14 protein-coding genes are annotated in these 12,064 nt (G+C 69.0%); all 14 read left to right on the forward strand.

Going from position 1 to position 12,064, the window contains the following annotated elements:
• Positions 1-12 precede the first annotated feature (12 nt).
• Positions 13-1,668 (forward strand): PucR family transcriptional regulator, encoded by a 1,656-nt coding sequence (locus R7226_RS19675; RefSeq protein ID WP_318599011.1) that lies wholly within the window; start codon positions 13-15, stop codon positions 1,666-1,668.
• Positions 1,665-2,795, forward strand: coding sequence for an alanine dehydrogenase (gene ald / locus R7226_RS19680; RefSeq protein WP_318599012.1), 1,131 nt, complete (start codon positions 1,665-1,667; stop codon positions 2,793-2,795). The genes R7226_RS19675 and ald overlap by 4 nt, the downstream gene beginning before the upstream one ends.
• Before the next feature lie 40 nt (positions 2,796-2,835).
• A complete protein-coding gene (rpsL, locus tag R7226_RS19685; protein ID WP_012932815.1) occupies positions 2,836-3,231 on the forward strand; it encodes a 30S ribosomal protein S12 in 396 nt (131 codons plus the stop codon).
• Complete coding sequence (gene rpsG, locus R7226_RS19690) at positions 3,231-3,701, forward strand: 30S ribosomal protein S7 (protein ID WP_318599013.1); 471 nt, start codon at positions 3,231-3,233, stop codon at positions 3,699-3,701. The genes rpsL and rpsG overlap by 1 nt, the downstream gene beginning before the upstream one ends.
• 338 nt (positions 3,702-4,039) lie before the next feature.
• Entirely contained in the window at positions 4,040-6,142 is a 2,103-nt protein-coding gene (gene fusA / locus R7226_RS19695; protein WP_318599015.1) for an elongation factor G, read from the forward strand.
• Positions 6,143-6,258: 116 nt separating this feature from the next.
• Positions 6,259-7,443: an elongation factor Tu gene (gene tuf / locus R7226_RS19700; RefSeq protein ID WP_318599016.1), complete on the forward strand. Its 1,185-nt coding sequence runs from the start codon at positions 6,259-6,261 to the stop codon at positions 7,441-7,443.
• Between the two features lie 175 nt (positions 7,444-7,618).
• Positions 7,619-7,936 (forward strand): 30S ribosomal protein S10, encoded by a 318-nt coding sequence (gene rpsJ / locus R7226_RS19705; protein WP_041731781.1) that lies wholly within the window; start codon positions 7,619-7,621, stop codon positions 7,934-7,936.
• 1 nt (position 7,937) lies between these two features.
• Positions 7,938-8,555 carry a 50S ribosomal protein L3 gene (gene rplC / locus R7226_RS19710; protein ID WP_318599017.1) on the forward strand — a complete coding sequence of 206 codons (618 nt, stop codon included), beginning with the start codon at positions 7,938-7,940 and terminating at the stop codon, positions 8,553-8,555.
• Positions 8,548-9,180 carry a 50S ribosomal protein L4 gene (gene rplD / locus R7226_RS19715; RefSeq protein ID WP_318599018.1) on the forward strand — a complete coding sequence of 211 codons (633 nt, stop codon included), beginning with the start codon at positions 8,548-8,550 and terminating at the stop codon, positions 9,178-9,180. Before rplC ends, rplD begins: the two co-directional genes overlap by 8 nt.
• A gap of 2 nt (positions 9,181-9,182) precedes the next feature.
• Complete coding sequence (gene rplW, locus R7226_RS19720; RefSeq protein WP_318599019.1) at positions 9,183-9,479, forward strand: 50S ribosomal protein L23; 297 nt, start codon at positions 9,183-9,185, stop codon at positions 9,477-9,479.
• Complete coding sequence (gene rplB / locus R7226_RS19725; protein WP_318599020.1) at positions 9,479-10,318, forward strand: 50S ribosomal protein L2; 840 nt, start codon at positions 9,479-9,481, stop codon at positions 10,316-10,318. The genes rplW and rplB overlap by 1 nt, the downstream gene beginning before the upstream one ends.
• Positions 10,319-10,332: 14 nt before the next feature.
• Positions 10,333-10,605: a 30S ribosomal protein S19 gene (rpsS, locus tag R7226_RS19730; protein ID WP_318599021.1), complete on the forward strand. Its 273-nt coding sequence runs from the start codon at positions 10,333-10,335 to the stop codon at positions 10,603-10,605.
• A 296-nt stretch (positions 10,606-10,901) separates the two neighbouring features.
• On the forward strand, positions 10,902-11,231 hold the full coding sequence (rplV, locus tag R7226_RS19735) for a 50S ribosomal protein L22 (RefSeq protein WP_304691056.1): 330 nt from the start codon (positions 10,902-10,904) through the stop codon (positions 11,229-11,231).
• 7 nt (positions 11,232-11,238) lie between these two features.
• On the forward strand, positions 11,239-12,064 hold an 826-nt coding region (rpsC, locus tag R7226_RS19740; RefSeq protein ID WP_404827879.1), incomplete at its 3' end, for a 30S ribosomal protein S3.

The raw sequence follows: 12,064 nt of genomic DNA on the forward strand, positions 1-12,064 counted from the left end.
AGCAGGCGCACAGTGCTGACCGTCCGCGAGCTCGTCCGCGACCTCGACATCCGCCTGCTGGCGGGCGAGGCCTCGCTCGACGCCCCCGTCCGCTGGGTTCACATCACCGAGCTGGAGGATCCGACTCCGTGGCTGTCCGGCGGTGAGCTGCTGCTCACGACCGGCTTGCTGCTCGACTCGCCCGAGCGTCAGCGGGCGTTCGTGCGTCGGCTCGCCGACCACGGGCTCGCCGGCCTCGGCTTCGGCGTCGGCTTCACGCACGAGCAGGTGCCCGAGGCGCTCGTCGAGGCGGCGCGCGAGCGCGGCCTGCCGCTGTTCGAGATCCCGTACGACGTCCCGTTCATCGCGATCACCGAGAGCGCCTTCAGCCGCCTGGTGAACGAGCAGTACGCCGTCCTGCGGCGCGCGATCGCCGCGCACGAGCGGCTGGAGCGGATCGTCCTCTCGCAGAGCGGGATCGACGCGGTCGTCGGCGCGCTCGCGACGCTCGTCGGCGGGCCCGTGCTGGTCTTCGACGCCCGCGGCGGGCTGCTGGCGCAGCGGCCGTTCCGCGTCGAGCTGGACGAGGCGACGATCGGCGAGCTGGAGCGTGAGCTGCGGGAGCGCTCGCGCGGTGGCGGCGCCGCGGGCGAAGCCGGTGGCCGGCGCGGCTTCGCGCCGTCGGCCGGAGCGCTCGCCGGCCGCGCGCTGGCGCTGCCAGTCGGCGCCTCCGGGCCGCGCGACGGCGATGGCGACGGGGCGCCGCTGCTGCAGGCGTGGCTGGTCGCCGCGAAGGACTCCGGCACGCTGTCGGAGTTCGACCGCCTCACGCTCCACCAGGCGGTCACGATCGTGGCGCTCGAGCTGCTGCGCCGCCGCGTCGCCGAGGAGACGGAGCGCCGGCTCGCGGGCGACGTGCTGTCGGGGATCGTCAACGGCGAGCTGAGCGGCGCCGACCTCGGCCGCCGGCTGGAGCCGTTCGGGCTCGGCACGAGAGTCGGCGTCATCGTGCTGTCGCCGCCACGACCCGGCGCCGGCGGCCTCGCCGCCGCCGAGGGCGCGCTCGCCGCCGCGCTGCGCGGCGAGGCGGCCGACGGCCTCGTCGCGATCCACGACGGCCTCGTCGGCGCGCTCGTGCCGGGGCTCGACGAGGAGGAGCTGTTCCCGCTTGCGCGGCGGATCTCCGAGCGCGCCACGCGCACGCTCGGCCATCCGCTGCGGCTCGGCGTCGGTCGCGCCGTCGCCAGCCCCGACGCCCGCCGCGCCTTCCACGAGGCGCGCTGCGCGCTGGAGGCGCTCGCGCTCGCTCAGCCGCACTCCGACAACGGCGACGACGGCAACGGCGGCGGGGCGGTCAAGACGACCGTCGCGACCTATCGCGACCTCGGCTCGTTCCAACTGCTGCTGTCGCTGCAGGACGATGACGCGCTGCGGCTCTTCTGCGACTCGATCCTCGGGCCGATCGAGGAGAGCGAGGGCGCCTACGGCGGCGAGCTGATGCGCTCGCTGGAGGCGTTCATCGAGGAGAACGGCCAGTGGGAGCGGGCGGCGAAGCGGCTCTACTGCCACCGCCACACGCTGCGCTACCGAATCAGGCGCGTCGAGGAGTTGACCGGCCGCAGCATGAGCAGCGCGCGTGACCGGATCGAGTTTTGGCTCGCGCTCCGCGGGCGAGAACTGATCCCATGAAAGTTGGCGTCCCGACGGAGGTCAAGACCGACGAGTACCGCGTCGCGCTGACGCCCGCCGGCGCGCGTGAGCTCGCCGACGCCGGCCACGAGGTGCTCGTCCAGCACGGGGCGGGGGAGGGCTCGGCGATCTCCGACGCCGACTACGCCGCCCAGGGGGCGAGCATCGTGCCCGACGCCGACGCCGTCTTCGCGCAGGCGGAGATGATCGTGAAGGTCAAGGAGCCGCAGCCCGAGGAGGTCGCGCGGCTGAGACCCCACCACCTGCTCTTCACCTACCTCCACCTCGCGCCGGCGCCGGCGCTGACGCGCGGCCTGATGGCGTCGGGCGCGACCTGCATCGCCTACGAGACGGTCGAGGACGCGCGCGGCCGGCTGCCGCTGCTGGCGCCGATGAGCGAGGTCGCCGGCAAGATCGCGACGCAGGCGGGCGCCTTCATGCTGGAGAAGCCGCTCGGCGGCCGCGGGATCCTGCTCGGCGGCGTGCCCGGCGTCGCGGCCGCGAACGTGATGGTGATCGGCGGCGGCGTGGTCGGGATGCGCGCGGCGCTGATCGCGATCGGGATGGAGGCGACCGTCTTCGTCTTCGACCGCAACATCGACCGCCTGCGCGAGCTCGACTCGGAGTTCGGCGGTCGCGCCGACACCTGCTTCGCGACGACGCTGGCGATCGAGGAGCGGCTCCCGGAGATCGACCTCGTGATCGGCGCGGTGCTGGTCCACGGCGCGAAGGCGCCCCACGTGATCACGCGCAGACAGCTGACGCTGATGAAGCCCGGCGCCGTCCTCGTCGACGTCTCGATCGACCAGGGCGGCTGCTTCGAGACCTCCAGACCGACGACCCACACCGACCCCACGTACGAGGTCGACGGGATCACCCACTACTGCGTCGCGAACATGCCGGGGGCGGTCCCGATCACCTCGACGCACGCGCTCACGAACGCGACCATGCCGTATGTCGTGCAGCTCGCCAACGACGGAGTCGTCCGCGCTGTGCAGGACAATCCCGGCCTGAAGCCCGGCGTGAACGTCGTCGCGGGCAAGGTGACATATGCTCCAGTGGCGGACGCCGTCGGCGTCCCGTATGTGCCTCTCGACGAGGTGCTCGGATCGTTGCGTGCGGTGTAACGGCTGCGATTCCTTCAACGCTGCTAGCATTCCGCGCCACATGCCGACTACCAGCCAACTCGTCCGCAAGGGCCGCAAGACGCCGAAGAAGAAGCTCGCCACGCCGGGCCTCAAGTCCGGCAGAGGCCGCAAGACCAAGGTCGCCGCGCCTCAGCGTCGCGGCGTCTGCACGCGTGTGTACACCACCACGCCGAAGAAGCCGAACTCGGCCCTCCGCAAGGTTGCTCGTGTCCGGCTGACCCACGGGATGGAAGTCACCGTCTACATCCCCGGTGAGGGTCACAACCTTCAGGAGCACTCCGTCGTGCTCGTCCGCGGAGGCCGCGTCAAGGACCTCCCGGGTGTGCGCTACAAGGTGGTCCGCGGGACGCTCGACGCCGCCGGCGTCAGCGACCGCAAGAAGGCGCGCTCCCAGTACGGCGTGAAGGCGAAGTAATGCCTCGCCGCGCAGCAGCGTCGATCCGGCCGATCGAGCCGGACGCCATCCACCGCTCCCGCCTCGTCCAGCAGGTCATCAACAAGGTGATGCTGGACGGGAAGAAGTCGACCGCCGAGACGATCGTCTATGACGCGCTCGCGATCCTCGCCGAGCGCACCGGCAGAGATCCGCTCGAGGCGCTCGAGGCGTCGCTCAAGGCGCTCACGCCGTCGCTCGAGGTTCGCTCCCGCCGCGTCGGCGGCGCCACGTACCAGGTGCCGGTCGAGGTCCAGCCGCGCCGTGCGAGAACTCTCGCGGTCCGCTGGCTCGTCCTCTTCGCCCGTCAGCGTCGCGAGAAGACGATGGCGCAGCGCCTCGCCAACGAGCTGCTCGACGCCCAGTCGCAGCAGGGCGGCGCGTTCAAGCGCAAGGACGACATCTACCGTATGGCCCAGGCCAACAAGGCCTTCGCGCACTACCGCTGGTAGCACTTCCGACGACCCCTTTCGGCATTCGCGCGCCGCTGACATCAGCGGCGCGTCGTCGTTAAAGCACGCAGCGGTCCGGCCGAAACACCTGGACAGCGCGCCCGAGGGGGCGAGAAGCCCGACGGGCCCGGAGTAGTCCGCGTTCCTTTGCTATATTCCTTCGCCGCCTCCCAGAGGCGCGTGCGACTGCGCGCCGTGTGCCGAGGCAACCCACCCATGGAGACTTCGACGAACTAACGCACGAACCCGGGAATGACATCTCAGTCAGTACCGGGCCCCTCTGGGGCCATTTTTGTGCCTATCGTCGACGACCAGACCGCGAGCTAGAGACCGAGCCCATGCCACGTAAGTACGCCCTCGACAAGACCCGAAACATCGGGATCATGGCGCACATCGACGCCGGCAAGACCACCACGACCGAGCGCATCCTGTTCTACACGGGCCGCACGCACAAGCTCGGCGAGGTGCACGAGGGTGCGGCGACGATGGACTGGATGGAGCAGGAGCAGGAGCGTGGCATCACGATCACCTCCGCCGCTACCGCTTGTGAGTGGGACAACCACCGCATCAACATCATCGACACGCCCGGCCACGTCGACTTCACGGTCGAGGTCGAGCGCTCGCTGCGCGTGCTCGACGGCGCCGTCGCCGTCTTCGACTCGGTCGCCGGCGTTGAGCCGCAGTCCGAGAACGTGTGGCGCCAGGCCGACAAGTACCACGTGCCGCGGATCGCGTACATCAACAAGATGGACCGCATCGGCGCCGACTTCGAGCGCGGCGTCCAGACGATGATCGACCGCCTCGGCGCGCATCCGGTCCCGATCCAGCTGCCGATCGGCGCGGAGGCGGACCTCAAGGGGATCATCGACCTCGTCGAGAACCACGCGATCATCTACAAGGACGACCTCGGCAGAGACCAGGAGGTCGTGGAGATCCCGGCCAACCTCGTCGACGCGGCCGCCGCTGCTCGCGAGCACCTGCTGGAGGAGCTGTCGAAGGAAGACGACGAGCTCGTCGAGCTGATCCTCGAAGAGGCCGAGATCCCGGTCGCGACGATCAAGGCCGCGATCCGCAAGGCGACGCTCAACCTCTCGCTGACCCCGGTCCTGTGCGGCTCTTCGTTCAAGAACAAGGGCGTGCAGCCGCTGCTCGACGCGATCGTCGCGTACCTGCCGTCGCCGCTCGACGTGCCGCCGGTCGAGGGTGTCGAGCCGGTCAAGGGCGACGACGCGGGTCGCGCGGCGACGCGCGAGGCCTCCGACGACGCGCCCTTCTCGGCGCTCGCCTTCAAGATCGCCGCTGACCCCTACGTCGGCAAGCTCACCTACTTCCGCGTCTACTCGGGCAAGCTCGAGGCCGGCTCGAAGGTCCTCAACGTCTCGACCGGCCGCTCCGAGCGGATCGGCCGCATCCTCGAGATGCACGCCAACGAGCGCGTCGACCTGACGGACGTCTCGGCCGGCGACATCGCCGCGGCCGTCGGCATCAAGCAGGTCACCACCGGTGACACGCTCGCCGCCGTCGACAACCCGATCAAGCTCGAGATGATCGACTTCCCGGAGCCGGTCATCAAGGTCGCGATCGAGCCGAAGACGAAGGTCGACCAGGAGAAGATGGGCGTCGCCCTCGGCCGTCTCGCCGAGGAGGACCCGACCTTCCAGGTCCGCACGAACGAGGAGACCGGTCAGACCGAGATCTCCGGCATGGGCGAGCTGCACCTCGAGGTGCTCGTCGACCGCATGATGCGCGAGTTCAGAGTCGAGGCCAACGTCGGCCGTCCGCAGGTCTCCTACCGCGAGACCGTGCGCGGCTCCGCCCAGAGAATCGAGGGACGCTTCGTCCGTCAGACGGGCGGCTCGGGCCAGTACGGCATCGTCTACGTCGACATCGAGCCGAACCCCGGCGAGGGCTTCGAGTTCGTCAACAGAATCAAGGGTGGCTCGATCCCGTCGGAGTTCATTCCGGCGGTGCAGAGAGGCGTCGAGGAGTCGCTCGACACCGGCGTCAAGGCCGGCTACCCGATGGTCGACATCAAGATCACGCTGGTCGACGGCAAGTACCACGACACGGACTCCTCGGAGATCGCGTTCAAGGTCGCCGGCTCGCTCGCGATGAGAGAGGCCGCGCGCCGCGCCAAGCCGGTGCTGCTCGAGCCGATCTTCGCCGTCGAGGTCGTCACGCCCGAGGAGTTCATGGGCGACGTGATCGGCGACCTCAACCGTCGTCGCGGCCGCGTCGAGGGCATGGAGCCCCGCGGCAACGCGCAGGTCGTCACTGCGAGAGTCCCGCTCTCGGAGATGTTCGGCTACGCGACCGACGTCCGCTCCAACACGCAGGGCCGCGCGACGTACACGATGGTGTTCGACAGATACGAAGAGGTTCCGCCGAACATCGCCGAGAAGGTCGTCGAGGCGCGGACCGGAGGCGAGCAGGCCGCCTGAGCAGGGAAATTCCGCTCGACGTCGTTTGAATCGGCGTCGAAAGCGGAACTGAGATAGATTTCCGAGGTTCGCCCGTCTAGGCGATCCCCACACCGATTTCCAAGGAGCAACCCAAAGTGGCGAAGGAGAAGTTCGAGCGCGATAAGCCGCACGTCAACGTCGGCACCATTGGTCACATCGACCATGGCAAGACGACGCTGACTGCTGCCATCACGACGGTGCTGGCGGAGAAGATGGGCGGCGAGGCCCGCAGCTTCGCGGAGATCGACAACGCTCCGGAGGAGAAGGAGCGCGGGATCACCATCGCCACCTCGCACGTCGAGTACCAGACGGAGAACCGGCACTACGCCCACGTCGACTGTCCGGGTCACGCCGACTACGTCAAGAACATGATCACGGGTGCCGCGCAGATGGACGGCGCGATCCTCGTGGTGTCGGCGGCCGACGGCCCGATGCCCCAGACGCGTGAGCACATCCTGCTCGCCCGTCAGGTCGGCGTGCCGTACATCGTCGTCTTCCTCAACAAGGCCGACATGGTCGACGACGAGGAGCTCCTGGAGCTCGTCGAGGTCGAGGTCCGTGACCTCCTCAGCGAGTACGACTTCCCGGGCGACGACATCCCGTTCATCACGGGTTCGGCGCTGAAGGCGCTCGAGGGCGACGAGGAGTACAAGCAGAAGATCATCGATCTCGCTGCCGCCCTCGACTCCTACATCCCGGAGCCCGAGCGTCAGCTCGACAAGCCGTTCCTGATGCCGGTCGAGGACGTCTTCTCGATCACCGGCCGCGGCACCGTCGCGACCGGCCGCATCGAGCAGGGCATCATCAACACCGGTGACACGGTCGAGATCGTCGGCATCAAGGACACGACCAACACGGTCGTGACCGGTGTCGAGATGTTCCGCAAGATCCTCGACGAGGGTCGCGCCGGCGACAACGTCGGCTGCCTCCTCCGCGGCACCAAGCGCGAGGAGATCGAGCGCGGGCAGGTCCTCTGCAAGCCGGGCTCGATCACGCCGCACACGAAGTTCAAGGCCGAGGTCTACATCCTGAAGAAGGAAGAGGGCGGCCGTCACACGCCGTTCTTCACGGGCTACCGCCCGCAGTTCTACTTCCGGACGACCGACGTGACGGGCGTCTCGAACCTCCCCGAGGGTGTCGAGATGGTCATGCCGGGCGACAACATCCAGATGGAGATCGAGCTGATCCAGCCGATCGCCATGGACCAGGGTCTCCGGTTCGCCATCCGCGAGGGTGGCCGCACCGTCGGCTCCGGCGTCGTGACCGAGGTCATTCAGTAGCAACAGCTGCACAACGGCGGGGCGCCTGCGCCCCGCCGTCGCACGCTGAAGTCGAGAGATACGACGAGCTGGCGGGTCCCGATGACCCTGGGACTCGCCTTCAGCGCGCAAAAGACCAATCGTAAGAACACAGCAAGTACCGGACGGAACGAAACCAAAGGCACACGTGGCAACTCTGGCCCAGAACAAGATCCGCATTCGCCTCAAGTCCTACGATCACTCAGCGATCGAGACGGCGGCGAAGGAGATCGTCGAGACGGCGACTCGTACCGGCGCGACCGTGTCCGGGCCTGTGCCGCTGCCGACGGAGAAGAACGTCTACTGCGTGATCCGCTCCCCCTTCAAGGACAAGGATTCGCGCGAGCACTTCGAGATCCGCACGCACAAGCGGCTGATCGACATCCATCAGCCGACGCCCAAGACGGTCGACTCGCTTCAGCGCCTCGACCATCTCCCCGCGGGCGTCGACATCGAGATCAGGCTGGCGAGCTGAGATGCCGGCGATCCTCGCGAAGAAGCTCGGCATGACCCAGCGCTTCCTCGAAGACGGCCGCGTCGAGCGCGTCACCGTCCTGGAGGCCGGGCCGTGCCCCGTCACGGCGATCCGCACGCTCGAGCGCGACGGCTACGAAGCCGTGCAGCTCGCGTTCGGCGCCTGCCGTGAGAAGAAGCTGACGAAGGCCGAGCTCGGCCACCTGAAGAAGGCCGACGCCTCCGCGCACCGCCACCTGGTGGAGTTCCGCAACGAGGCTGCCGAGCTGACGGTCGGCGAGACCGTCACCGTCGACACCTTCGAGGCCGGGCAGACCGTCAGAGTCGCCGGCACCTCGAAGGGCAAGGGCTTCCAGGGCACGATCAAGCGCCACAACTTCAGACGCGGTCCGGCGTCCCACGGCTCGCACAACGTGCGCGCCCCGGGTTCGATCGGTGCGTCCGCCTGGCCCGCCCGCGTGATGAAGGGCATCCGCGGCCCCGGCCAGATGGGCAACAAGCGCGCCACTCAGAAGGGTCTCGAGATCGTCGAGATCATCAGCAAGGACAACCTGATGCTCGTCCGCGGATCGGTCCCCGGTCCCAAGGGCGGCACGGTGGAGGTGCGCACCGATGCCTAGCGCTCCCAAGCTCGGCGGCGGTGAGGTCGTTCTCGACGATCTGGCGTTCACCGCGAAGTTCAACGGCCCGCTCGTTCACGAGACGGTGCGCTCGGAGCTGAATGCGCTCCGTCAGGGCACCTCCGCGACGAAGACGCGCGGCAACGTTCGCGGCGGCGGCGCCAAGCCGTGGCGCCAGAAGGGCACCGGTCGCGCACGCGCCGGCTCTTCGCGCTCGCCGATCTGGAAGGGCGGCGGCACGGTCTTCGGCCCGTCCCCGCGCCATTACACGTTCAAGGTCAACCGCAAGGCCCGCCGCGCCGCGCTGCGCAGCGCGCTGTCGGTGCAGGTCGACCGCGGCTCGCTGGCCGTCTTCGACGCGACGTCGTTCGACGCGCCGTCGACGAAGGCCGCGGCGAAGCTGCTCGCCGACTGGGGGCAGCCGAACCCGACGCTGGTCCTGCTCGACGGTGACGAGGCGAACGCGGGCCTGTCGTTCCGCAACATGGAGCGGGTTCTCGTGCTGCCGGTCGAGGACGCGGGCGTCGCCGACGTGATCGGCGCCGCGTCGCTGCTCATCTCGGAGACCGCGCTGGCCCAGATCACCGCGCGCGCCACGGGCGCCGCGCAGGAGGAGGCGGCGTAGTCATGGACGCGAGCCAGATCATCATCCGTCCCGTCGTCTCGGAGAAGAGCTTCGTGCTCGCCGAGATCGGCAAGTACACGTTCCGGGTCCACCCGGACGCGCACAAGACGCAGATCCGCCAGGCCGTCGAGGAGCTCTTCGACGTGAGAGTGCAGGACGTGCGCACGATCGCCGTCAGAAGCAAGCCGAAGCGGCGCGGGTATACCTCCGGGCGCACCCGCACGTGGAAGAAGGCCATCGTCCAGGTTGGCGACGGCGACACGATCCCGATCTTCCAGGGCCTGGAGGGGGCTGAGTAATGGGCATTCGCAAGCCGAAGCCGACGAGCCCCGGCCGTCGTTTCGTCACATATCCGGACTTCGCGGAGATCACGCGCAGCAAGCCGGAGAAGTCGCTCGTCGAGGGTCTGACGAAGTCGGGTGGTCGCAACTCCTACGGCCGCAAGACCTCGCGCCATCGCGGCGGTGGCGCCAAGCGCCTCTACCGCCGGATCGACTTCAAGCGCCTGAAGGACGGCGTGCCGGCCAAGGTCGCGCAGATCGAGTACGACCCGAACCGTTCGGCGTACATCGCGCTGCTCCACTACATGGACGGCGAGAAGCGCTACATCCTCGCTCCGGCGAGACTGGGCGTGGGCGCGACGGTCGTCAGCGGTCCCGAGGCGGAGATCCGCATCGGCAACTGCCTGCCGCTGGAGCGGATCCCCGCCGGTACGGTCATCCACAACGTGGAGCTGACGCCGGGCCGCGGTGGGCAGATCGCCCGTTCCGCCGGCAACTCGGTGCAGCTGCTCGCGAAGGACGGCGACCACGCCACGCTGCGTCTGCCCTCGGGCGAGATGCGGCTGGTGCGCGCCGAGTGCCGCGCGACGATCGGCGTGATCGGCAATGCCGACCACCAGAACGTCAAGATCGGCAAGGCCGGCCGCAAGCGTCACCTGGGCGTCCGCCCGCAGACGCGTGGTACCGCCATGAACCCGGTCGACCATCCGCACGGCGGTGGCGAGGGCTCCACGACTCCCGGCCGTCACCCTGTGACGCCGTGGGGCGTGCCGACGCTCGGCTACCGCACGCGCAAGAAGGGCAAGCAGTCTGACCGCTACATCGTCCGCGGGCGCCGCCGCGGCAAGAAGCGCTAGAGGGTGACGACGAGATGAGCCGCTCGAGCAAGAAGGGCCCGTTCGTCGAGGAGCGCCTGATGGCGCGAATCGAAAGCATGAACGCGGCCAACACGAAGCAGATGATCAAGACCTGGTCGCGGACCTCGACCATCTTCCCGGAGATGGTCGGTCACACGATCGCGGTCCACGACGGCCGTAGACACATCCCGGTCTTCGTCAACGAGTCCATGGTGGGCCACAAGCTCGGCGAGTTCGCGCCGACGCGCCTCTACCGTGGTCACACCCAGACCGGCAAGCGCCGTTAGAGATTTCCATGGCTGACGAGAACGACAGAACAGAGACTCCCGAGCCGAAGACGCCGGAGACCGAGGCCACCGACACGGGGGCCCCTGAGTCCGGGGAGACGGAGCCCACCGCGGCGGAGACGCCCGCGGAGGAGCCCGTCGCTGCGGCTGACGAGCCCGCCGAGGCCGAGGCCAGAGCAGCGCCGAGACGCAGACGCGCGGCGAGAAGAGCGGCGAGAGCCGACGCCGGCGACGAGCAGCCGACCAGAGCGGCTCCCGCGAAGGCCTCCAAGGCCGACGCCGGCGAGCGCCCGGTCGTGCGCGCGCACGCCAAGTACGTGCGCTCCTCCGCCCGCAAGGCGCGGCTCGTCTGCGATCACATTCGCGGCAGATCGGTCGAGGAGGCTCGCGCCATCCTCGCCTTCACCCCGCGTGCAGTCGCGAAGGACTGGAGCAAGCTGCTCGAGTCGGCCGTGGCGAACGCCGAGCACAACCACGAGCTCGACGGCGACGACCTCGTCATCAAGGCGGCTCACGCCGACGAGGGCCCGACGCTGAAGCGGTTCCGCCCGCGCGCCATGGGCCGCGCGACGCCGATTCGCAAGCGCACCAGTCACCTCACGATCCTGCTCACGCCGAAGGAGTAACGACACCATGGGGCAGAAAGTCCATCCCGAGTCGCTCCGCGTGGGCTACATCCACGACTGGAAGTCGAACTGGTTCAACGAGAAGCAGTTCTCCGACTACCTCGTCGAGGACATTGCGATCCGCGAGCACATCATCGGCCGGCTCTCGCACGCCGGCCTGTCCGACATCACGATTCGCAAGAACGCGAACGAGGTCGAGGTCAACATCAACACCGCGCGTCCCGGCATCGTGATCGGCAAGTCCGGTTCCGAGGTCGACGCGCTGCGCCGTGACCTGCATCGCATCACCAACAAGCAGGTCAAGGTCAACATCCTCGAGATCAAGCGTCCGGAGCTCGACGCGCGCCTCGTCGCGCAGTCGATCGCCGAGCAGCTGCAGAACCGCGTCGCCTTCCGTCGCGCGATGAAGCGCGCGCTCACGAGCGCGATGCGCTCGGGCGCGAAGGGCGTGAAGGTCCAGGTCGGCGGTCGCCTCGGCGGCGCTGAGATGGCCCGTACGGAGAGCTACTCCGACGGCCGCGTCCCGCTGCACACGCTGCGCGCCGACATCGACTACGGCTTCCACGAGGCCAGAACGACGTTCGGCCGCATCGGCGTGAAGTGCTGGATCAACAAGGGCGAGATCATGCCCGACGGCTACACGGGCGCCGATCTCACGCAGATGGACGACCCGGGCCCGCAGGCGCCCGACCGCAACCGCCGCGACGGCCGTGACGGCCGTGGCCGTGGCCGTGGCGGACGTGGCGGCCAGGGCGGCGGTCCGGGCGGCGGCGGTCCCGGTGACGGCCGTGGCCGTGGCCGCGGCGGTCGCGGTCGCGGCGGCCAGGGCGGCG

Origin of the sequence: Conexibacter stalactiti, from assembly GCF_033542075.1 — a bacterium.
GTDB lineage: Bacteria > Actinomycetota > Thermoleophilia > Solirubrobacterales > Solirubrobacteraceae > Conexibacter > Conexibacter stalactiti.